This window comes from Rhodoferax sp. RT4P68 (assembly GCF_056521305.1).
Genome location: NZ_JBWMBB010000017.1, coordinates 39724 through 61290, shown reverse-complemented (window position 1 = coordinate 61290; position 21567 = coordinate 39724). Strand labels below are relative to the sequence as shown.

Sequence of the window (21567 nt, the reverse complement as noted above, 5' to 3'; positions counted from 1 at the left end):
GGTATCCAGGATGAACAACCCATCCCACTCCTTCGTTCGCCATACCGTCCAGCCATGGGCTGCCGCCTTGTTGGCCATGGCCGTGGTCATGACGCTGCCATCTTGCGGCGGTGGCGGCGGTGGCTACACCGATTCCGCCGTGTCGCAAAGCGACCGGCGTGAGCTGTCGCAGGCCTTCCTGACGCGCGCCGCCGTCAACTATTCGCCCTACCGCACGTCGCGCAGCGAATCCGATCTGAACGGCGAAACCATCACGCCGCAGAACGTGCTGGAAGACCTGCGCCTGGTGCAGGCCACCGGCATCGGCACCATCCGGCTCTTCAGCAGCCGCATCTTTTCGCAGACCGTGCTACAGGTGATCCGCGACAACGGCCTGGATCTCAAGGTCCATCTGGGCGCCTATCCCAACCCGGTGGTGTTCGACCCGCCGGATGCGGCCCGCAGCGTCGCGGCCGAGGCCGAGAACCAGGTCGAGCTGGACGCGGCGATCCGGCTCGCCAACACCTACCGCGACATCGTCGAGACTGTCAGCGTGGGCAACGAAGTGATGGTCGAGTGGTCCACCCACAAGATCGCCCCGGCGACCATGGCTGACTACCTGCGCAAGGTGCGTGCGGCCATCCAGCAGCCGGTCACCGTCAACGACAACTTCCTGTTCTGGCAGTCCGTGCCCAAGGAGATTGCCGGCCTCATCGACTACGCCGCCGTGCACGTCTACCCGTTTCTGGACACCTTCTACAACCCGACGGTGTACGACTGGCGCCAGAAGAACGTGCCCGAGGCGCAGCGCGCGCAGGCCATGGCCGATGCCTCGCTCGCCGAGGCCAAGCGCCAGTTCGGCCTGGCCCGCCAGGGGCTGGATTCGCTGAACCTGACCGATATGCCGATGGTGATCGGCGAGACCGGCTGGGCGGCGGTGGACACGCCCGGTGGCCCCAGCCTGGCCTACCGCGCGCACCCGGTGAACCAGAAGATGTACTTCGACGCGCTGCAGGCCTGGGCGCGCGAGGGCCGGCTGGATGTGCACGGCCCCAAGGCCATTTTCTACTTCCAGGCCTTCGACGAACCCTGGAAGCAGGGCGACGACGGCTGGGGCCTGTTCAACGCCAACCGCCAGGCGCGCTACGTCGTGCAGCCGCTGGGCACCTGCGGCGTGACCTGGACCTGCGAGGCCGGCGCATGGACGATGGCCGACGCCGTCAAGTGGCAGGCGCCGGTCATCGCGCCGGCAGTGAATGCCCCGCGCTACACGCTGTATGCCGACATGGCGGTGCCCGGCGAAGCGCGCGCGACCGGCTTGCGCTGGGATCCGTTTGCCAACACCGGCTATCGCGATGCGGCCGGCGCCGGCGCACCCGACGGCGGCGCCGCGTTTGAGATCACGCCCAACCCGGTGGACTACGGCTGGGGCCTGTTCCAGCGCGCGGCCGATGACTCGACCGAGAACCTGTCGGCCTATGCCAATGGCTACATCCGCTTCAGCGTGCGCAGCGACGGCTACCCCGGCAAGATCGAGATCGGCATCAGCACCGACACCGACGACCGCGACATCCAGGAGGCCTTCCTGCAGATCGCGCCGGGCGAGTACGGCTACTGCAACACCAACACCTGGTGCGAGGTGGCGGTGCCGGTCTCAGCCTTCCTGGCCAAGAACCCCAAGCTGGACCTGCGGCTGGTGAAGTTCCGCTTCGTCATCGCCGACCGCTTCAGCATGACCGGCAAGCCGTTGAACCTCACGGGCCTGCCCAACATCCGCATCGACGGTCTGCACTGGACGCCGTGATGGACGCGGCAGCGCCACCCCTGCGCTGGGTGCTGTCCGCGCGCGACAGTGGCGCGCGGCTGGCCGACCAGCCGCCGCTGCAGGCCGGCCCCTGCGATGCGCCGACGCGGCTGTGGGTGGACACCACGCGCCGCTTTCAATGCATCGAAGGCTTCGGCGGCGCCTTCACCGAGGCCGCGGCCACCACCTGGCTGCGCCTGTCACCCGAGCGGCGTGAGGATTTTTTGCGCGATTGCTTCGACCCTGCGCATGGCCACGGCTACACCCTGTGCCGCGTGCACATGAACAGTTGCGACTTTGCACTGGGCAACTACGCGCATGTGGAGAAGCCCGGCGATGTGGCGCTGCAAACCTTCTCGATCGCGCGCGACCGCCTGGCCCTCTTGCCGATGATCCAGGCCGCGCAGCGTGTGGCGGCGCGGTCGCTGAAGCTGCTGGTCTCGCCCTGGAGCCCGCCGGCCTGGATGAAGGACAACGGCCGCATGAACGAGGGCGGCCGGCTGCTGCCGCAGTACCGTGCTGCCTGGGCCCAGTGCTACGTGCGCTTCATCCGCGCCTACGAGGCCGAGGGCGTGCCGGTGTGGGGCGTCTCCGTGCAGAACGAGCCCGAGGCCCGGCAGCGCTGGGACTCGTGCCTGTACACGGCCGAGGAAGAGCGCGATTTCGTGCGTGACCACCTGGGCCCCGCGCTGCATGCTGCGGGTCTCGCCCATGTGCGCATCGTCGTGTGGGACCACAACCGCGACGCGATGGTCGAGCGCGCCAGCGTCATCTACGGCGACGCCGAAGCCGCGAAGTACGTCTGGGGCACCGGCTTTCACTGGTACGGCGAGGAACACTTCGACCACGTGCAGCTGGTACACGACGCCTGGCCCGACAAGCAGCTGCTGTTCACCGAAGGCTGCCAGGAAGGCGGGCCGCACTGGGGCCACTGGGAACTGGCCGAGCGCTATGCCCGCTCGATCATCGCGGACCTGAACCGCTGGACGGTGGGGTGGATCGACTGGAACCTGCTGCTGGACGAGCGGGGCGGCCCGAACCACGTCGGCAACTTCTGCAGTGCGCCGGTGCTGGCCGTGCCGGCCGAAGACGGGCTGCATCCACAAAGCTCTTACGCTGCCATCGGCCACTTCGCGCGCTTCGTGCAGCCGGGTGCGACGCGCGTGTTGTGCGCTGCCACGCGCGAGGCGCTGGAGTGCACGGCCTTTGCCAACCCCGACGGCAGCACCGTGGTGGTGGCGCTCAACCGCGGTGAGGACGCGCTGGCGTTTTCGCTGGCCATTGACGGCGCCGTGCATGACGCCCACCTGCCGGCCCATGCCATCGGCAGCTACCTGCGGCCCGCAACCTGAACCAGAACCAGAACAGAACCTCAAGGAAGCGAGCCATGTCCGCCATCGCCACCGGCACGTCCAGTGCCACAGACACTGCCACCCCCGCCGTCGCCGTCCCGTCGCGCAAGGTCTCGTTCGGCCAGAAGGTCGCATTCGGCCTGGGCATGCTGGCCAACCAGATGTTCCCGGCCGCGCTCGGCATCTTCATGGTGGTGCTGGTGCAGGACATGGGTTTTCCGGGCTGGATGTGGGGCGTGCTGTTCTTCCTGCCGCGCGTCTTCGATTCGGTCACCGACCCGATCATGGGCTTCATCTCCGACAACACCCGCTCTACCTGGGGCCGGCGCAAGCAGTACGTGTTCATCGGTGCCATCGTGATGGGCATCTCGTTCGTGGCGATGTGGCAGATCTACCGCACCGACGGCGTGAACTACAACTTCGTCTACTTCCTGTGCTGGTCCTTCGTGTTTTACACGGGGCTCACGCTGTTCAGCATTCCGTATGTCGCCATGGGCTACGAGATGAGCGATGACTTCCACGAGCGCACCAGCATCATGGCCGTGTCGCAGTGGATCGGCCAGTGGGCCTGGGTGATCGCGCCGTGGTTCTGGGTCGTGATGTACGACCCGAAGTGGTTCGAGAACGCCGACGCGGCCACGCGCACGCTGTCGATCTGGGTCGGCGTGATCTGCATGCTGCTGGCCATGGTGCCGGCGCTGTTCATCCCCAGCCGCTCCAGCAAGGACGACACGCACCTGATCCCGCTGACCTGGAGCAACTTCGGCGGCGGCATGCGCGAGATCCTGAAGGGCTTCGTGGAAGCCTTCAGCTCTGTGCCGTTCCGCAAGCTGTGCTACGCCACCTTCCTGATCTTCAACGCCTTCAACACGGTGGCGGCGTTCTCGTTCTTCATCGTGGTCTACCACCTGTTCGGCGGCAATGCGCCGTCCGCCGGCATCTGGCCAACCCTGTTCGGCAGTGTGGGTGCGCTGATCACCACCTTCGCGGTGATCCCCACGGTGGCGTGGATGTCGCGCAAGATGGGCAAGAAGAATGCCTTTTTGCTGTCGCAGGGCATCTCTCTCATCGGCTACGTGCTGCTGTGGTTCCTGATGGTGCCGGGCAAGCCATACATGTTCATGTTCGCGCTGCCGTTCTTCTCGTTCGGCATCGGCGGCTTGTTCACGCTGATGATGTCGATGACGGCCGACGTCTGCGACCTCGACGAGCTGGCCACCGGCAAGCGGCGCGAGGGCATCTTCGGCGCCATCTACTGGTGGATGGTGAAGTTCGGCTTTGCCATCGCGGGCCTGCTCAGCGGCGCGATCATGTCTTTCGTCGGGTTCACGCCGGGTGTGGCCGTGCAGCCTGACGGCGCCGTCGATGGGCTGCGGCTGTTCTATTCCGGCGTGCCCATCTTCGGCACCTTGCTGGCAATGTGGGTCATGCGCGACTACGACTTGGACGAGCAGCGGGCCACCGACGTGCAGGCCGAGCTTGCGCGGCGCAAGCAGCCTGCCGTCCCCGCGTCGTCGCAAGGCCCCAGCGGGCGCACGTCGCCGCACCTGCAGGCGCTGGACCTGTCGGCAGTGCCAGAGTCGCGCCTGGCAGGCCAGACGCCGCAGCAGATCGGCGCGCTGTTCTCGCAGGTGCTGGCAGGCCGCATGCATGGCCTGTGCTTCAGCCCGTATGCAGAAGGGCAGGGCACGGGCGATCAGTTGAGCGAGGCGCAGATCCGCCGCCGCCTGGACATCGTGGCGCCCAGCACGCAGTGGTTGCGTTCGTTCTCGTGCACCGAGGGCCACGAGCAGATGGCCCGGCTGGCCCGTGCCAAGGGATTGAAGACGATGGTGGGCGCCTGGATCGGCCACGACCGCGCACGCAACGAGCGTGAGATCCTGGCCCTGGTGCGGTTGGCCGAAGAGGGCCTGGTGGACATTGCGGCGGTGGGCAACGAGGTGCTGCTGCGCAGCGAGCTGCCGGAGCACGAACTGCTGGGCGCCATACGCCGCGTCAAGGCGCTGCTGCCGGCCCACATTCCGGTGGGCTGTGTCGATGCCTATTCCGCGTTCCTGGACAGGCCGGCGCTGGTCGAGGCCTGCGACGTGTTGTTGCCCAACTGCTACCCCTTCTGGGAGGGCGCAGACATCGCCTATGCGCCGCTGTTGCTGCAGCACATGCACGCGCAGGTGCGCGACGTTGCCGGGGGCAGGCGCGTCATCGTGGCCGAGACGGGATGGCCCGGTGCGGGGCAGTCGGTCGCCGCTGCCGTGCCGTCGCCCGAGAACGCGATGCGCTACTTCATCGAAGTGCAGGAATGGGCCTGGCGCGAGAGCGTGGAGCTGTTCTACTTTTCCTCGTTCGACGAGCCGTGGAAGCGCGGGCAGGAGGGCGAAGTGGGCACGCAGTGGGGGCTGTGGGACAAGGACGAGCGGGCGAAGTACGGGCGGCGTTAGCCCGGCATCCTGCGGTGGGCCGGCACCTGCGATGGATTCGACCGCGCGCAGGTCGGACCGGCGTCAGCAGACCATGCCGGGTGCGCGCGGGCGCCCGTGGCAGCCGCCCGCGCCCACGGTCGCTCAGCGGTAGCGCCTGACCTCGCCACTCTCGATCTTGGCAAGGAACTGCTTGAGTTCCTGCTTGACGACCGGCATCAGCAGGTACAGGCCGATGATGTTGAAGATGCCCATGGCGAAGATCGCCGCGTCGGAGAAGTCGATCACCGCGCCGAAGCTGATCGAGCAGCCGATCACCACGAACACGCAGAACATCAGCTTGTAAATCAGCTCGCTGGCCTTGCCTTCGCCAAACAGGTAGGTCCAGGCCTTCAGGCCGTAGTAGGACCACGAGATCATGGTCGAGATGGCGAACATGCACACCGCCACCGCCAGCGGGAACTTGAGCCAGTCGAACGTGGCCTGGAACGAGGCCGAGGTCAGGGCCACGCCGGTCAGGCCGGCCGGGTTCGGGTACGGGCCGGCGTTCAGCCCGGCGATGGTGATGACCAGCGCCGTCATGGTGCAGATGATCACGGTGTCGATGAAGGGTTCGAGCAGCGAGACCAGGCCCTCGGTCACCGGTTCGTTGGTCTTCACCGCGCTGTGCGCGATGGCGGCGGAGCCGACGCCGGCCTCGTTGGAGAAGGTCGCCCGTTTGAGGCCCTGGATCAGCGCGCCGATGAAGCCCCCGGCCACGCCTTCGCCGGTGAAGGCGCCGTTGAAGATGGCCGCGAACGCCGGGCCGATCTGGTCCAGGTTGAGCACGATCACCAGCACCGACATGCCCAGGTAGAGCGCAGCCATGAATGGCACCAGCTTTTCCGTGACGGACGCGATGGACGGCATGCCGCCGACGATGACCGAGAACACCAGCGCGGCCAGCAGCAGGCCGGTGACCCAGCCGTAGCCGTCGGGCAGGCCGAAGGTGGACACCAGCATGGCGTTGGCCTGGTTGCCCTGGAACATGTTGCCGCCGCCCAGCGCGCCCAGGATGGTCATGATGGCGAACATCACGGCGAGCACGCGGCCCAGGCCGGCCATGCCGCGCTCGGCCAGGCCACGGCTCAGGTAGTACATGGGGCCGCCGGACACCGAGCCCGAAGGCAGGATGGTGCGGTACTTCACGCCCAATGTGCATTCGGTGAACTTCGACGCCATGCCGAGCAGGCCGACGATGATCATCCAGAAGGTGGCGCCCGGCCCGCCGATCGCCAGCGCCGCGCCCACACCGGCGATGTTGCCCAGCCCGACGGTGCCGGACAGCGCCGTGGCCAGCGCCTGGAAGTGCGAGATCTCGCCGGCCTCCTTCTTGTTCGGGTCGGAGTAGCGGCCGCTCACGATGTCAATCGCCAGTTTGAACTTGCGGATCTGGATCAGCCCGAAATACACCGTGAACACCAGCGCTGCGACCAACAGCCAGCCAGCGATCAGCGGGAAGCTGGTGCCGCCCACGGGCACCGACGTGAAGATCAGCGAGGCGAACCAGCCGAGGTTGTCGTTGAAGAATTTGTCGATGGCAGCATCGATGCCTTGGGCCTGTGCACCGGTGCACCAGCACAGCAATGCCAGGGTGGTGGCAATGGCGGTGCCGGAACGTCGTCCTCGCGTCATGAAAAACTCCTTGTTGGTCTGTTGTATCGAAGTGCTCGCGCACAAGCACTGCCTTCACGAATGCAACCGCCATGCCATGCATGCAACGCTGGCGGCCATCTGTTGGCGTGTGCATTGTGCGAAGCAGGCGCCTGCCGTCACACTGTGTTACGCGCAACTGCAGCCCACCTCAGCGGCTTGCCGGGGTTGGCGGCGGCCACGGCCGCCAAGTCGGCCTGGGTGTGGGCCAGCGCCTCTTCCACCGGCCGGCCTTCCCAGACCGGGCAGCTGTGGACGGACAGGAGATGCAGCTCGGCCTCCACTGGCTGCAGCGTGCGTGGTGCGCCAGGGCACGTGGTTCTCGCACACCGTGACGGGCCGCCGCCGTGCGCGGCCCGCTACAGCAGGCCGCGCGTGGCGGCGGCGATCAGGGATCCATGGCCAGACCTCAGCGTGCAGGGCCGCAGGTTCAGCGGATCCTTGTCGTGCGTGATCGCCTGGCTGGCGCCGTCGGCAGCTTGCCTTTGCCGCCCTGCATGCCGATACCGGCCCGGCGCCGCACCTTGGCCCGGACAGCGGCCACGCTCTGCGGCCGCGCATCGCTACGCAGCAGTTCGAAGCTGCGTCGCAGCTGGTCGCCCTTGTCACCAGGGAGCATGGCAAAGAAGGCGACGATGTCCATCGGGACCGGGCGCCCCAGGCGTTGCAGCGGCAGCAGACGCGCGTTTGCCAGGTCGTCCTGGATCAGCGAGGCCGGCAGCCATGCGGCACCCTGGTCGACCAGGGCCAGTTCTCGCAGCCCCATGGCGAATTCGCTCACGCAGCGCACCGCGACCTGCTGGCGCCGCATCATCTCGGGCAACGCCTCGGTGCGCAGCGCCTGGCCGAAGAAGCTGTCGGGCGGATAGCACAGCAGCGGGACGGTGCCGCCTTCGGCGATCCGCCGCAGGTTCCGGTGCAGTGGCGGGCTTGCCACCAACACCAGCGCGTCCTGCCCGAGCAACTGGCGCGCGGCCAGTTGCTCAGGGATGTGGCAGGGGGACTGGGGTGTTTCGTAGGTGATGAGAATCTCTGCCTCCCCGCGCAGCAGCAGGGCCAGGCCCTCCGCACGGTTGTCCGAGCGGATCCTGAAGTTCTGGTCGGGATCGGTCTGGCGCAGCCGTGCCAGCAGGCCTGGCACGTAGGCTGCTGCCAGCGTGTGTTGCGCGGCCATGGTGATGTCGGCGCTGTCCAGCGATTCGGACTTGAGCACCGCGCGAAACTCGTAGATGCGCGCCACCAGGTTGCGAAATGCGAGCTGGTTGTCCCGCGCCACGGGCGTGAACTGCAAGGGCTTGCGCGTGCGGTCGATCAGGGTGACGCCCAGCCAGTCTTCCAGCATCTGGATGCGGCGCGAGAACGCCGGTTGCGACACATGGCGGCGCGTGGCTGCCGCCGAGAAGTTGCCGGTCTCGATCAGTGCGATGTAGTCGTCAAGCCACTTCAGTTCCATGGTCTGCTGCCCTCCGAGGGACGGCCATTGTCAGCGCGGCCGCCGTTGCCGCTGACGCGGGCCGTGGATCCTGCTTCACCGTGCCGGATCCGGCCGCAGGAACTCCAGCAGCAGCGTGTGGAACAGCGTCGGGCGCTCAAGGTGCAGGGCGTGGCAGCAGTCGGGCAGCACGGCCAGGGCGGCCCCGGGGATGCCGCGCCACAGAGCCTCGATCTGTGGCCAGGTGTAGGAGCGGTCCTGGTCGCCCCAGACCACCAGCGTGCGCTGGCGGATAGTGGCCAGGCGGTGGCGGCCGTCCCAGCCTTCCATCGCATGCAGGCCCGCCAGCGCGGCCTGTTCGCTGGCGCAGGTGGCCAGCAGGGCCAGGGCCTCATAGGCCGGCGATGCTTCGCGATCACGCAGCCAGACGGCGCTGATGCGCCTGGCGGTGCGCTCCACGCCGTCGGCGCCTAAGCGTTCGCGCGAGCGCGCCAGGGTCTCGAAGCGGCCCGGGATGCTGCCCTGCGGACCGGTGGCATAGAGCACCAGCCGCTGCACGCGTGCGGGCGCCTGGTGCACCATCTCCTGCACCACCATGCCGCCCATGGAGTGGCCCAGCAGGTGGAAGCGGTCTACGCCCAGCTGGTCCAGCGTGGCCAGCACGGCACGGGCGTGGTCGGCGATGTCGGTGGGTGCGGCGAGCTGGTTCGCGTCGCCGTAGCCGGCCAGGTCCACCGCGATCACGTCCAGGTGCTGACACAGGAACGCGATCTCGGCCTCCCATTGGCGTGCGCCGCCCAGGTAGCCATGCACCAGCACCAGCGTTTCGCCGGCGCCGGCCCGTCGGTGCGGCAGGTGGGGCAGGAGAGGCGTGGTCATTTCATCGCCGCCGGCAGCCAGATCGCCGTCTCCGGCAGGGCGATCAGCAGCGCGATCAGCACCACCATGCTGGCGATGAAGGGCAGGCAGCCGGTGATCACCTCGCCGATGCTGATGCTGCCCCGGCTGATGCCCTGGATCACGTACAGGTTCAGGCCCACCGGCGGCGTCAGCACTGCGATCTCCATCGTGATGGTGTAGACGATGCCGAACCACACCATGTCGTAGCCGGCCGCCTGCATCAGCGGGAAGATGGTCGGAAGCGTGATGAAGGTCATCGACACCGGCTCAAGGAACATGCCCAGCACGATGTAGAAGGCGATCACGATGGCCAGCACCGCGTAGGGGCTGAGCTGGTAGGACATGAACAGTTCGGTGAACTGCTGCGGCACCCGGTAGTAGGTCATGACGAAGCCGAACAGCACGCCGGCCGACAGCAGCAGGCCCAGGTACCCCATGGTGCGCATGGTGGCCATCAGCGCGGCCTTGAAGCCGGCGATGTCCAGCCCGCCCACGCCAAACGCCAGGATCACGGTCAGCAAGGCGGCCACGGCGGCGGCTTCGGTCGGCGTGGTGATGCCGGTATAGATCGACAGCGTGATGACCAGCCCGATCAGGAAGATCGGCCCGACCGACACCAGCATCTGCCGCAGGCTGGTACGCGCTGCCTTGTCGGCATCGGGAATGTGCGAGGGATGCAGCCGGCCCCAGACGTAGACCACCAGACAGAACAGCAGCACCAGCACCACGCCGGGCACGATGCCGGCGATGAACAGCTCGCCGATGGAGGTGTCGGTGACGATGCCATAAAACAGCAGGATCAGGCTGGGCGGGATCAGCACGCTGAGCGTGCCGCCGGCGGCCAGCACGCCGCTGGACAAGCGGTTGTCGTAGCCCAGCTTCTTCATCTCCGGCAGCGCCACGCCGCCGATCGTCAGCGAGCCGACCATCGAGGAGCCGCACACCGCACCAAAGCCCGCGCAGGCGGCGATGCTGCCGTAGGCTGCCGACCCGCGCACCCGCACGCCGCGGTGCATGAACTGGAACAGGTTGGGCCCGATGCTGGAGCGCCCGATCAGCTCGCCCAGGAACACGAACAGCGGCACTGAGATCAGGATGTAGTCGATCCACACGCCCCACAACTTGAGCTCGCTGCTGACCAGGGCGGTCGACCAGCCCTGGATGTAAAACAGGAACGGCAGCGAGGCCGCCGCCAGCGCAAACGGGATCGACAAGCCGATGCCGATGAACACCACCAGCAAGGCCATCAGACCGATGCCGACGTGATACCACTCCATGAGGACTCCCGATTCAGCCGCGCGGGCCGGATTCTGCGTTGCGGGCCGTCAGCAGGACGGCCAGCTTGACCATGACGTAGAGGGTGAACACCACCAGGGCCAGCGCCCCGGGTGCCCAGAACAGGTAGCGCGGCCAGAGCAGGATCTCCGAGGCCGCACCCGACTCGAACGAGTTGCGCGTGGCGTCGACGGCGGCGATGGCGAAGAAGCCACCGACCGCGGTCATCAGCACCAGGTTGAGCATCTCCAGCCTGCGCCGGCCCCTGGGGCTCAGCGCATCGGGCAGGAAGGTGACCTTGGGGTAGGCGTCTTCCTTCAGCGCAAAGGCCAGGCCCAGGAAGGCGGCAGGGAACAGCAGTAGCGCCGTGGCCTCGGTGACCGTGCCGTCGGGGTCGGACAGCACGTAGCGGCGGAACACACCGTACGAGATCCACAGCATCTGCAGCACGATGATGGCCGCCCCCACGCCGGCCAACCAGACACCCAGCCGCTCGATGCGGACCAGCAGGTTCTGCAGCATGACCGCTTACAGCGCGTTCTGGTCGAACAGCGTGCGCACCTTGTTCGACAGCTCGGGCCCGCAGGCGCCGTCCACCTCGCCCTTCCACTTGGTGGCGATGGACTGCACCATCGCCTTGCGCTTGGCCGGGTCGACCGCTGTGACGGTGCCGCCTTGCTTGACGGCATCGGCGATGCTGGCATCCACCGACTTCTCGTACGCGGGCTTGAGCCAGACCTCGGACTCGCGCGCGGCGGCCAGCACGGCGCTCTGGTCGGCCGGGCTCAGGCCCTCGAACTTGCGCTTGTTGACCATGTAGACGATGTTGCCGTAGAACAGGTTGGACTTGACCATGTGCGGCATCACGCCCCACAGCTTCCAGGCGCTGTAGGTGGCCACGCCCATGTTGATGCCGTCGACCACCCCGCGCTCGGCGGACTGGAACACCTCTTTGGGGGCGATGAACACCGGCTTGCCGCCCCAGGTCTCGATCATCATGGACACCAGCGGCCCGATGGAGCGCACCAGCTTGCCGTCCAGCTTGCCCAGGTCGGCGCCCGGGGTCTTGAACCACCATTCCTGGTCGTAGGAGTAGTTGGAGTTGATCAGCGGCACCAGGCCAGCCTTGGCCGCCTCGGCCTTCATCAGCGCCGAGTAGGCGGCGTCCAGTTCGATCTGCTTGCCCATGTCCACCACCATCGGGTAGAGCGAGGTCATGCGGTAGCACGGCAGGCGCTTGTCGGCCGGCATCCAGCTGATGTCGGCCACGCCGCCCAGTACGGCATCGATGCCTTCGCTCCAGCCATGCAGCGTGGACGAGGCGAAGACCTCGACCTTGACCCTGCCCGCAGTCTTTGCGGCGGTGAGCTCGGCGAACTTCTTGAAACCTTGGTAGCGAATATCCACCTCGTTGACGTAGGTGGACAGGCGCAGCGTGGTCTGGGCGCTGGCCGATGTGGCGCAGGCGGCGGCCAGCAGCGAGAGGGCGCCAAGGCGCAGCAGGGTGGTGGGGCGGCAGTGGGTCACGGTGGTTCTCCTTGGAACGGGCAGATGTCAGGAAGTGGGTAGGCCAAAGGCATCGGGGTAGCTGAACAGTGCAGCCGATCCACCGGTGTGCAGGAACACGATGTTCCGGTCCTTGGCGAAGTGGCCCTTGCGCACCAGGTCGATCAGGCCGGCCATGCCCTTGCCGGAGTACACCGGGTCGAGCAGGATGCCCTCGGTGCGGGCCAGCAAGGTGATCGCCTCGGCCATGCCCGGCGTCGGCAAGCCGTAGCCTGCGCCAACGTAGTCGCAGTTGGCCTGCACCGCGCTGCGCGGCAACTCGCCACGCAGGCCCAGCAGCGACCAGGTGCGGCAGGCCAGGTCGTACACCATGGTTTCCTGCTTGTCGCGTGGCGCACGCACGCCGATACCGAGCAGTCCGATGGAGCTGTGCATGGCCTGCAGGCCGGCAACCAGGCCGGCCTGGGTACCGGCGCTACCGGTGGCGTGGACCAGGTGATCGATGCGCAGCCCCATGTCGGACGACTGGTTCACCAGCTCCAGCGCGGCCTGGGCATAGCCCAATGCACCCAGCGGGTTCGAGCCTCCGCCTGGAATCACGTAGGGGCGGCGACCGGCCTGCGTCAGCCGTGCGGCAACGGCCTGCATTTCGGCCTGCATGTCGCTGCCGCCGGCGCGGCGCTCGACGGTGGCGCCGTGCAACCGGTCCAGCAGCACGTTGCCGTTGTGGACGTAGTCGGACCGGGTGTAGCCGGTGCGGTCTTCCAGCAGGATGTGGCACTGCATGCCGAGCTTCGCTGCGGCCGCAGCGGTCTGGCGCGCGTGGTTGGATTGCGTGGCGCCCTGGGTGATCACCACATCGGCGTTCTGCGCCTGCGCCTCGGCCATCAGGAACTCGAGCTTGCGGGTCTTGTTGCCGCCGGTCGACAGGCCGGTGCAGTCGTCACGCTTGATCCACAAGCGCGGACCACCGAGGGCGCGCGTGAGGTTGTCCATGGGTTCGAGTGGCGTCGGGAAGTGGCCGAGCCGGATGCGGGGGAATTGGGCGATGTCCACGGCGGTGTCCAGGAAGTTGGTACGTGAATAGTCGAGCGTGGTGTGCAGCGTGTCCAATCGTTTGATTGAGGGCTATTTTTCGTTTTGCGCATAGTGCGGCTGGCCCACCGACGACGCGGCGCCGTCGGCTGCTCCGATGCCGCCGCCATGGGCCTGGGCAGTGCGCTGCAGCCATGCCGCGCACACGGTGCGTCGCGCACATGGGGCGCCGGGCGGGACAACGCGCCTGGCGCAGCGAGCGCGTGGGAATGTCAGGCTGCGGCCGGTGCCGTCCACACCCGCATCGCCGGCTTGGCCTGCCGGTCCACGCCGAACACGCCCCAGTGCTTCTCCGGCTCCAGCGGATCGCTCGACCCTTTCCAGGGCTCGTCGAAGGCTTCAAACAGAAAGCACAGCACGCCGGAGGGGCGGCTCCAATCGCGCAGCTGTGCCAGGTAGATCGCCTGGGCATGGGCGCTGGCATGGTGCGCGGGAAAGCCGCGCCCGTTGGCGGCCGTGCACCAGCCCACCTCGGACAGCACCAGCGGCTTGCCGGGGTTGGCGGCGGCCACGGCCGCCAGGTCGGCCTGGGTGTGGGCTAGCGCCTCTTCCACAGGCCGGCCTTCCCAGACCGGATAGCTGTGCACGGACAGGAAGTCCAGCTCGGCCGCCAGTGGCTGCAGCGTGGTGCGCCAGGGCACGTGGTTCTCGCACACCGTGACCGGCTGGGCCACATGTTGCTTCACGAAGTGCACGGCCTCCAGCATGCGCGGCAGCGGTACGAGGTGGTCGGTCCAGTCGACCAGCGCCTCGTTGCCGACGGCCACCGCGAACACGGTCTGTGGGTGGCGTGCGGCCAGGGCCACGAGCCGGTCGAGTTCGGCGTCGTTCTCCAGCCGCTGTTCGGCGAGTTGCGCGTCGGCATAGTGCGCACCCCAGGGGCAGCCTGGGTTGCTGGCCTCGGCGCCCATGTGCGCGCCCAGCAGCACGCGCAGCGGCAGCCTGTCTTCTTCGATGATCTGCAGCACCCGCTCGGCATGCGGGCTGCAGTCGTACAGGCGGAGCAGCTGGAAGTGGGGCGCCAGCAGGTGCAGGTCCTGGCGGATCTCGGCCACGCTGGGGTAGGTGCGGGTGGCAGGGCTCTGGCCTTCGCGGTAGCCGGAGTAGCAGATGGCGTTGCCGCGTGGCAGGTCGAGTGCTTGTGTCGTCATGGGAATACCTCCGGCTTCGCCTGCGGTGCGAGCTTGCCTGGGGCGGCCCGGCGCGCGCTCATAGGAATACCTCCGGCTTCGCCTGCGGTGCGAGCTTGCTTGGGGCGGCCCGGCGCGCGCTCATAGGAGTACCTCCGGCTTCGCCTGCGGTGCGAGCTTGCTTGGGGCGGCCCGGCGCGCGCTCATGCACCGAACTTCCGCCGTGCGTGCTGATCCCAGATGCCCCAGAACGCGCCCACGTCGCCCTCGGCGGCGATCTTCCAGGCTTCGTCAAAAGCCGCGAAGTGAAACCACTCGATGCCCTCGCGCGTGGCCCAGGCGTCGGTGTCCAGCAAATACTGCATGGCAGCTTCGTGGCCGGGCACGGCGGCGTGGAAGGCGCTGCCCTGGTCGGGCCAGCCGGTCTCGCTGATGACGATGCGCTTGCCGGGCGCAGCGGCACGCACGCGCTCGAACATGGTCTGCATGTAGGCCAGTGATTGCTCGCGCGGGCAGCCTTCCCAGAACGGGTAGCAGTTGATCAGCAGCACGTCGCAGGCGGCCGCCACGCGCGGGTGCTTCTCGAACAGGAAGTACGCGTCCACGTAGCCTACCGTCGCGCCGGGCAAAGCCTGCTTGACGCGCTCGATGGTGGCGATGAGCTGGTCTTCTTCCATGTCGCCGCGTAGCAGCACTTCGTTGCCGACGGCGACGATGTCGGCATGGCCGGCACGGGCGACGTCGATCAAGCCCTCGATCTCACGCTCGTTGATGGCGGCATCGGTGCCCAGCCAGCCGCCGACGAGGGTTTTCAATCCCATCTCGTGGGCGATGCGCGGCGTCTGTTCATGGCCGTCTGTGCAGGAGAAGCTGCGCACCCAGCGCGTGTGCGGGCGCACGATGGCCAGGCGTTCGCGGATCTGCGCTTCGCCGATCTGGTCGCCCGGCTGCTGGCCGTCCAGGTAGGGGCTGAAACACAGGCCGTGCAGGCCGCGCTGCAGCAGCGCACCGATGGCGTCATCGAGCTGGGCCCGGGCGCTGGGGCTGAGCGGTGGCGGTGCAGCGGCCGGCCTGGTGCCAGCGTTGGCCATCCCTGGCGCATGGCCGGCTGCGGGGCCGGGTGCGGGGGCCAGTGCAAAAGCGGGCTGCGCAGGGGCCGAGCTGCTGCGGACGGCGGGCTCGGTGGCGAGAGCGGGCGAGGTGAGCATGGTGGACTCCGGAACAAGTGCCCCGCGAAGGGCGGACGGTGCGGGCGCGTGGTCGCCGCGGTCAGTTCGAGCTGCGCTTGCCGGCCAGTGGCACGGCCTGGCGCTCGGCTTCGTGCCCGGGCTCCCAGGGCATCACGCCGGGGCCGCGCGGTGTGGCCGGCCCATAGCCACCGACCTTGTCGTACACGCGCACCCAGTCCACCACCAGCTCGGCTGGAAAGCGGGTCTGCGCGTCGGGCTTGCCGGGAAAGTTGCCACCCACGGCCACGTTCATGAGCAGGTAGAAGCGCTGGTCGAAGGGCGCAGGCCAGGGGTGCAGGTCGGCCTCTGAGGTGGCCTCCAGGCCCTGGCCGCCTTCGGTCAGGCCGCAGCTCCACCAGTGGTCGTAGCGGCAGGTCGGCTCGCCGTCGACGTAGAAGCGGATCTCGCCCGGTTCCCACTCCACGGCGTAGGTGTGCCAGTCGGACACGCGTTGCCCCGGCGGCAGCGGATGCGTGGCGGTGATCAGCGTGCGCCGTGGCGCTGCCGAACCGAAGTGCAGGCTGCTGAGCACCTGCTCGGGCCGCTCGCCCACGATCTCCATCAGGTCGATCTCGCCGCTGGCGGCCCAGCCGCCGTAGGCATCGTCCACCGGCAACATCCACAGCGCGGGCCACAGGCCCTTGCCCCAGGGCACGCGCGCGCGGAACGCGATGCGGCCGTACTGCTTGGCGAACAACACGCGGCCGTCGCGCGCCTTGCTGCGCAGCCGCGCCGATGTGTAGCCGCAGCCATGCAGGGCCGACTTCACCGCGCGGATCTTCAGGCAGCTGTTCTGCACCACCACGTTCTCGGGCTCGCCGGTGTAGTACTGCAGTTCCTCGTTGCCCCAGCCGGGCACCCACACATGGTTGCGGTAGTCGTAGAAGCCGTTGCCGATGTCGAAGTCCCACTTCGTGCGGTCCACGGCATCGCCCTCGAATTCGTCGGCCCAGACCAGGCTCCATTCGGCCGGGCGGGGATGCGGGTCGTTCATGTGCGTTCGTCTCCGTTCAGGCGGCGCGCAGCGCCTTTTGCCGGCGCAGGAAGTCGCGGTACCACAGTGCGCTGGCCTTGGGCGTGCGCTTCTGGGTCTCGTAGTCCACGTGCACGATGCCAAAGCGCTTGGCATAGCCGCTGGCCCACTCGAAGTTGTCCATCAGGCTCCACACCATGTAGCCGGCCATGGGCACGCCATGGGCCAGTGCATCGGCCACGGCGGCAATGTGGTTGGCGATGTACAGCTTGCGTTCCACGTCGTGCACTTCGCCATCGACCAGCTGGTCCTGGAATGCAGCACCGTTCTCCTTGATGTAGAGCGGCGGCAGTGTCCAGTCGCGGTGCATGCGCACCAGCAGGTCGGTCAGGCCCTCGGGCACGATCTCCCAGCCCATGTCGGTCAGGGCCTTGCCGCTGGTGTGCACGCTGAAGGCGCCGCTGGCGCTGGCGACGCCGCGCGTGTAGTAGTTGATGCCGAGAAAGTCCATCGGCGTCGCGATGGCCTGCAAATCGCCCGGCTGCACGGCGGGGGCGTCGGCGCCCAGGTCGTCCCACACGTCCTGCGGGTACTGGCCCTTGAACAGCGGGTCCATGTACCAGCGCACGGAGTGGCCGTCCTGCAGGCGGGCGGCCGCTACGTCCTCGGCACTGTCGGTGGCCGGCACGATGGGCGACAGATTCAGCACGATGCCCAGGCGGCTTTTGCAGCCCTGGGCACGCAGCGCCTGCAGTGCCAGTCCGTGGCTCAGCAACAGGTGGTGGGCCACCTGCATGGCGACGCCACGGTTCTGCACGCCGGGCGCGAAGATGCCCTGCTGGTGGCCCAACACGGCCACCACCCAGGGCTCGTTGTGGGTGGTGATGGCCGCCACGCGGTCGCCCAGGCGGGCTGCGACATGGCAGGCGTATTCGACGAAACGGTGCACGGTGTCGCGCGCCGCCCAGCCACCGGCGTCCTGCAGCGCTGCCGGCAGATCCCAGTGGTTCAGGGTGACGTAGGGCTGAATGCCGCGCGCGAGCAAGCCATCGACCAGCCGCTCGTAGAAAGCCATGCCGGCTGCGTTGAACGCGCCGTGGCCCAGCGGCTGCACGCGCGGCCAGGAGATGGAGAAACGGTAGGCGTCAACGCCCAGGTCGGCGATCAGGTCCAGGTCCGATTCCCAGCGGTGGTAGTGGTCGCAGGCGGTTTGACCGTCGCTGCCGTCGGCAATGGCGCCGGGTACGCGGCAAAAGCGGTCCCAGATCGATTCGCCCTTGCCATCGGCCGTGGCGGCGCCCTCGATCTGGTAGGCGCTGGTGGCCACGCCCCAGACGAAATCGGGCGGGAAATGGTGGGTGCGGTCGGCCAGGGCGGCGGAGTCGTGGGTCATGGGGTCGTTCGTAAGGGGTTGGAGACGGCTCGATGGGGAAGCTCCGAGGGGAAACGGCAGCCATCGAACGGATCCAATTATGAAAGCGCTTTCAAAGTGTCGCGGGCCCGTCTTCAACCGTCAATCTAGGGTTAACGCGTGTGCGGTGGGTGCGGGGGGTTTGGCGGCTGGCTGACGGATTCAGCGCGAGCCCACAGGCGTGCGGGGTGCAGTGGACTCGCGCGCGATGAGCTGCGGCGCCGGCAGGGCCAGCGCGGGCTTCTCACCTGCGAGCAGCTGCAGCATGGCCTTGGCGGCCAGCTTGCCGAGCTCGTGCACCGGGTGGTGCACGGTGCTCATGGGCGGCGTGGCGTAGACGGCCCCGGCGATGTCGTCGAAGCCGACCAGCGAGACGTCCTCGGGCACACGCAACTTGCGTCGGTACAGCGCCAGGGCCGCGCCGAAGGCCATCTGGTCGTTGGCCGCGAAGATGGCGCTGAAGGGCTCGCGGCGCTCGATCAGCCGTTCGGCAGCAGCCAGGCCGCTGGCTTCGGTGAAGTCGCCGCGCTCGACGAGCGCGTCGTCATACGCGATGCCCGCTGCCTCCAGCGCCTCGCGGTAACCACGCAGGCGCTGGGCGCCGTCGGCGTGGCGCAGGTCGCCGGCGATGAAGGCAATGCGCCGGTGCCCCAGGTCCAGCAAGTGCCGGGTGGCCAGGCGCGCGCCCTCGACGTTGTCGAAGTCCAGCGCGAACAGGCCGGGCGCTTGCAGCGTGCGCCCGGTCACCACCACCGGCAGGTCGCGCGCGCAGCGGGTCAGGGCCGCATCGCTGAGGCGCCCGGTCAGCACGATGATGCCGTCCACGCGCCGCGTGCGCAGGGTGTCGATGCAGCGCGCCTCGTGCGTGGCGCTCCATTGCCCGCTGACGAACAGCGCGTTGTAGCCCGAGCGGCCGAGCTGCTCTTCGATGCCGCGCAGCGCGCCGCCGTAGAAGGGGCTGTCGATGGCCTGCGTCACGACGCCGATGCTCAGCGTGCGCCCGCCCGCCAGGCTGCGGGCGGCCGGGTCGGGCACGAAGCCCAGGCGCGCGATGGCTTCGTCCACGGCCTGGCGCTTGTCCTCGCGCACACCTGCCGTGCCATTCAGGATGCGCGACACGGTGGCGGCCGACACACCGGCCGCGTCCGCCACCGCCTGCAGGTTGGGCTTGCCGGCGGTCTTGGACGGGGAGCGACGTCTGCTGGCCCCCGGGGAAGCGCTGCTCATGGCGACGGGCTCTGGCGTCGCGAAGCTCCACCGTACGAGGTGCCGAAGCACGCACGCACGGCCGCTCGGACTAGAAGGCTGCTACACGGTTTCACGAACGTACCGGTCGGGCGTCTCAAAGCAGCGTTGAAGTCATCCATGGGCACGTGTAGTTCTCGGGGGCGCGGGCAGTTTATCCGCAGGGCTTGCGCGCAGTCGACAGGCGCGCAGTGGCCGCCGCCGCCGGGCGCGCCGCTACTTCACCTGCTGCTTTTCCAGCTTGCGCGCCAGCGTGCGCCGGTGCATGCCCAGCCGCCGCGCGGTCTCGGAGATGTTGAAGTCGGTCTCGGCCAGCATCTGGTGGATGCGCTCCCACTCCAGCGTCTTGATCGACGTGGGGCGCCCCGTCAGCTCGACCTCGGTCGTGCCCTCGGCACGGCCGAAGGCGGCTTCGATGTCGTCGGTGTTCGATGGCTTGGCCAGGTAGTGGCAGGCGCCGAGCTTGATGGCCTCCACAGCCGTGGCGATGCTGGCAAAGCCGGTGAGCACGACGATCAACATGGCCTCGTCGCGCGCGCTCAACGCACGCACGCAGGCCAGGCCCGACGACTCGCCGGCCAGTTTCAGGTCGACCACGGCATGCGTGGGTGCGAAGTCCTGCAGCTGCACCAGCAAGGTTTCCAGGCTGGTGGCGGTGCGCACGGCATAGCCGCGGCGATCGAACGAACGGGCAAGCGTGCGCGCAAACGCTGCGTCGTCTTCGACGATCAGCAGCCGGCGTTCCAGGGTTTCATCGTGCATCGTGCGCATCTTCCTCCGGCAGCGCAATGGCTGCCAACGGAAGGGTGATGCGCAGTTCCGCGCCTGCGCTTTCCAGGTTGCGCGCGCTGACGTGGCCACCCAGCGTACGCGCCACGTTGACGACCAGGAACAACCCCAGCCCGCCGCCGGGCCGGCCTTTGCTGGACTGGTAGGGCTTGCCCAGCTGCTGCAGCATGTGCGGCGCAAAGCCGGGGCCACGGTCGCGCACTGTCAGCACCAGCGCGTCGCCTTCGCGCGTGGCCTGGAAGTGCACGGCAGCGGGCGAGGCTTCGACGGCGTTATCCAGCACGTTGCCGATCATTTGCTGCACGGCCGAGTCCGACACCATCGGCAGGTCGGCCCCGAAGCGGTTCTCGTAGACGAAGCCGGCACATGGCCGGCGGCCGCGCCAACGGGCGACGACCTCGTCCAGAAAGGTGTTCAGCGTGGTGGCGCTGGACGACTCGCCACGCGCCTCGCCGGCCGACAGCAGGATGCCGCTGACGATGGCCTTGCAGCGCGCGACCTGGGCCTGCATCTCCGCCACGTCGGTGGCCAGCTCGGGCTCGGAGCTGAAATGCGGCAGATGCTGCCAGTCGCCCAGGATCACGGCCAGCGTGGACAGCGGCGTGCCCAGCTCGTGCGCTGCACCGGAGGCCAGCAGGCCCATGCGCACGATGTGCTCCTCTTCGGCGGCGCGCTGGCGCAGCGCGGCCAGGCGCTCGTCGCGCTCGCGCAGATTGCCGACGATGCGCGCAATGAAGGTGACCAGCAGCACCGCGTTCAGCGCAAAGCACAGCAGCGTGCCCAGCATGTAGGGGCTGGCCAGGCCACGGTGGTGGTCGAGCGGCAGGGCCAGCGGCGGCGCCAGCCAGGCCAGGCCGGTGAAGCACAGCGTGGTGACGGCCACCACCGTCCAGGTGGCCCAGTTGGGCAGCAGCACGGCGCTCAGGATCACCTGCAGCAAGTACAGAAACACGAACGGGTTGGTCGCACCGCCGGACAGGTAGAGCTGGGCCGTGAGGGCGGCGACATCGACCAGCATGGCGAAGAGCAGCTCGGCGCTGGTGACGTGGCGCCCGGTGCGCCAGCGCAGCTGTGACAGCACGTTGAACGCCACCAGCGCGGCCAGCAGTGTCAGCATGGCCTGCAGCGGAATCGCAATGCGCAGCCCGTAATGCACCACCTCGATCGTGAGCACCTGGCCGAACACGGCGATCCAGCGCAGCTGGATCAGCTGCTGCAGGTTCTTCAGGCCGGCGGCCTTGTCGGGGCTGGTGCTGCGGGCTGCGGCGGGCGGCGGCAGGGTGGCAGGTGGGGTCAGCGGCATGGGGGCGGATTGTCACGGCATGCGCCGCAGGGCGC

The 21567-nt window shown here is 68.1% G+C and carries 18 protein-coding genes; 3 read left to right on the top strand and 15 right to left on the bottom strand.

Features of this window, described 5'->3' with window-relative positions:
- Positions 1-10: 10 nt before the first annotated feature.
- From AC099J_RS27970 to AC099J_RS27960, 3 genes are read left to right on the top strand one after another with little or no spacing between them, the layout of a single operon-like run.
- The gene (locus AC099J_RS27970; RefSeq protein WP_479618587.1) at positions 11-1783 is read left to right on the top strand and encodes a glycoside hydrolase family 17 protein; all 1773 of its coding nucleotides are present in this window, start codon (positions 11-13) and stop codon (positions 1781-1783) included.
- Positions 1783-3135, top strand: a complete 1353-nt coding sequence (locus AC099J_RS27965; RefSeq protein WP_479618586.1) for a glycoside hydrolase family 30 protein — start codon at positions 1783-1785, stop codon at positions 3133-3135. The genes AC099J_RS27970 and AC099J_RS27965 overlap by 1 nt, the downstream gene beginning before the upstream one ends.
- Before the next feature lie 35 nt (positions 3136-3170).
- On the top strand, positions 3171-5573 hold the full coding sequence (locus tag AC099J_RS27960) for an MFS transporter (protein WP_479618585.1): 2403 nt from the start codon (positions 3171-3173) through the stop codon (positions 5571-5573).
- A 123-nt stretch (positions 5574-5696) separates the two neighbouring features.
- On the opposite strand, the gene AC099J_RS27955 is transcribed toward AC099J_RS27960, so the two are convergent.
- The 15 genes from AC099J_RS27955 to AC099J_RS27885 all read right to left on the bottom strand — a co-directional run bounded on the left by AC099J_RS27955 (position 5697) and on the right by AC099J_RS27885 (position 21532).
- Positions 5697-7226 (bottom strand): alanine/glycine:cation symporter family protein, encoded by a 1530-nt coding sequence (locus AC099J_RS27955; RefSeq protein ID WP_479618584.1) that lies wholly within the window; start codon positions 7224-7226, stop codon positions 5697-5699.
- A gap of 137 nt (positions 7227-7363) precedes the next feature.
- Positions 7364-7528: a hypothetical protein gene (locus AC099J_RS27950; RefSeq protein WP_479618583.1), complete on the bottom strand. Its 165-nt coding sequence runs from the start codon at positions 7526-7528 to the stop codon at positions 7364-7366.
- A gap of 146 nt (positions 7529-7674) precedes the next feature.
- Positions 7675-8697 (bottom strand): LysR family transcriptional regulator, encoded by a 1023-nt coding sequence (locus tag AC099J_RS27945; RefSeq protein ID WP_479618582.1) that lies wholly within the window; start codon positions 8695-8697, stop codon positions 7675-7677.
- A 75-nt stretch (positions 8698-8772) separates the two neighbouring features.
- Complete coding sequence (locus AC099J_RS27940; RefSeq protein ID WP_479618581.1) at positions 8773-9555, bottom strand: alpha/beta fold hydrolase; 783 nt, start codon at positions 9553-9555, stop codon at positions 8773-8775.
- Positions 9552-10853, bottom strand: a complete 1302-nt coding sequence (locus AC099J_RS27935) for a TRAP transporter large permease (RefSeq protein ID WP_479618580.1) — start codon at positions 10851-10853, stop codon at positions 9552-9554. The genes AC099J_RS27940 and AC099J_RS27935 overlap by 4 nt, the downstream gene beginning before the upstream one ends.
- A gap of 13 nt (positions 10854-10866) precedes the next feature.
- A complete protein-coding gene (locus AC099J_RS27930; protein WP_479618579.1) occupies positions 10867-11373 on the bottom strand; it encodes a TRAP transporter small permease in 507 nt (168 codons plus the stop codon).
- A gap of 6 nt (positions 11374-11379) precedes the next feature.
- Positions 11380-12378 carry a TRAP transporter substrate-binding protein DctP gene (gene dctP, locus AC099J_RS27925; RefSeq protein WP_479618578.1) on the bottom strand — a complete coding sequence of 333 codons (999 nt, stop codon included), beginning with the start codon at positions 12376-12378 and terminating at the stop codon, positions 11380-11382.
- 27 nt (positions 12379-12405) lie between these two features.
- On the bottom strand, positions 12406-13470 hold the full coding sequence (gene cuyA, locus AC099J_RS27920) for a D-cysteate sulfo-lyase (RefSeq protein WP_479618577.1): 1065 nt from the start codon (positions 13468-13470) through the stop codon (positions 12406-12408).
- A 194-nt stretch (positions 13471-13664) separates the two neighbouring features.
- Complete coding sequence (locus tag AC099J_RS27915; protein WP_479618576.1) at positions 13665-14603, bottom strand: glycoside hydrolase family 17 protein; 939 nt, start codon at positions 14601-14603, stop codon at positions 13665-13667.
- Positions 14604-14785: 182 nt separating this feature from the next.
- Positions 14786-15790, bottom strand: a complete 1005-nt coding sequence (locus tag AC099J_RS27910; RefSeq protein WP_479618575.1) for a glycoside hydrolase family 17 protein — start codon at positions 15788-15790, stop codon at positions 14786-14788.
- Between the two features lie 61 nt (positions 15791-15851).
- Positions 15852-16805, bottom strand: a complete 954-nt coding sequence (locus AC099J_RS27905) for a glycoside hydrolase family 16 protein (RefSeq protein WP_479618574.1) — start codon at positions 16803-16805, stop codon at positions 15852-15854.
- A 16-nt stretch (positions 16806-16821) separates the two neighbouring features.
- On the bottom strand, positions 16822-18177 hold the full coding sequence (locus AC099J_RS27900) for a GH1 family beta-glucosidase (protein ID WP_479618573.1): 1356 nt from the start codon (positions 18175-18177) through the stop codon (positions 16822-16824).
- A gap of 180 nt (positions 18178-18357) precedes the next feature.
- Entirely contained in the window at positions 18358-19422 is a 1065-nt protein-coding gene (locus tag AC099J_RS27895; RefSeq protein WP_479618572.1) for a LacI family DNA-binding transcriptional regulator, read from the bottom strand.
- A gap of 234 nt (positions 19423-19656) precedes the next feature.
- Complete coding sequence (locus AC099J_RS27890) at positions 19657-20202, bottom strand: response regulator transcription factor (protein WP_479618571.1); 546 nt, start codon at positions 20200-20202, stop codon at positions 19657-19659.
- Positions 20192-21532: an ATP-binding protein gene (locus AC099J_RS27885; protein WP_479618570.1), complete on the bottom strand. Its 1341-nt coding sequence runs from the start codon at positions 21530-21532 to the stop codon at positions 20192-20194. The genes AC099J_RS27890 and AC099J_RS27885 overlap by 11 nt, the downstream gene beginning before the upstream one ends.
- Positions 21533-21567 lie beyond the last annotated feature (35 nt).

What these genes read in the sequence shown, in the direction of transcription:
- AC099J_RS27970 (WP_479618587.1), top strand. Translation starts at nt 11, where the DNA reads ATGAACAACCCATCCCACTCCTTCGTTCGCCATACCGTCCAGCCATGG.
- AC099J_RS27965 (WP_479618586.1), top strand. Translation starts at nt 1,783, where the DNA reads ATGGACGCGGCAGCGCCACCCCTGCGCTGGGTGCTGTCCGCGCGCGAC.
- AC099J_RS27960 (WP_479618585.1), top strand. Translation starts at nt 3,171, where the DNA reads ATGTCCGCCATCGCCACCGGCACGTCCAGTGCCACAGACACTGCCACC.
- AC099J_RS27955 (WP_479618584.1), bottom strand. Translation starts at nt 7,226, where the DNA reads ATGACGCGAGGACGACGTTCCGGCACCGCCATTGCCACCACCCTGGCA.
- AC099J_RS27945 (WP_479618582.1), bottom strand. Translation starts at nt 8,697, where the DNA reads ATGGAACTGAAGTGGCTTGACGACTACATCGCACTGATCGAGACCGGC.
- AC099J_RS27940 (WP_479618581.1), bottom strand. Translation starts at nt 9,555, where the DNA reads ATGACCACGCCTCTCCTGCCCCACCTGCCGCACCGACGGGCCGGCGCC.
- AC099J_RS27935 (WP_479618580.1), bottom strand. Translation starts at nt 10,853, where the DNA reads ATGGAGTGGTATCACGTCGGCATCGGTCTGATGGCCTTGCTGGTGGTG.
- AC099J_RS27930 (WP_479618579.1), bottom strand. Translation starts at nt 11,373, where the DNA reads ATGCTGCAGAACCTGCTGGTCCGCATCGAGCGGCTGGGTGTCTGGTTG.
- AC099J_RS27915 (WP_479618576.1), bottom strand. Translation starts at nt 14,603, where the DNA reads ATGACGACACAAGCACTCGACCTGCCACGCGGCAACGCCATCTGCTAC.
- AC099J_RS27910 (WP_479618575.1), bottom strand. Translation starts at nt 15,790, where the DNA reads ATGCTCACCTCGCCCGCTCTCGCCACCGAGCCCGCCGTCCGCAGCAGC.
- AC099J_RS27905 (WP_479618574.1), bottom strand. Translation starts at nt 16,805, where the DNA reads ATGAACGACCCGCATCCCCGCCCGGCCGAATGGAGCCTGGTCTGGGCC.
- AC099J_RS27900 (WP_479618573.1), bottom strand. Translation starts at nt 18,177, where the DNA reads ATGACCCACGACTCCGCCGCCCTGGCCGACCGCACCCACCATTTCCCG.
- AC099J_RS27895 (WP_479618572.1), bottom strand. Translation starts at nt 19,422, where the DNA reads ATGAGCAGCGCTTCCCCGGGGGCCAGCAGACGTCGCTCCCCGTCCAAG.
- AC099J_RS27890 (WP_479618571.1), bottom strand. Translation starts at nt 20,202, where the DNA reads ATGCACGATGAAACCCTGGAACGCCGGCTGCTGATCGTCGAAGACGAC.
- AC099J_RS27885 (WP_479618570.1), bottom strand. Translation starts at nt 21,532, where the DNA reads ATGCCGCTGACCCCACCTGCCACCCTGCCGCCGCCCGCCGCAGCCCGC.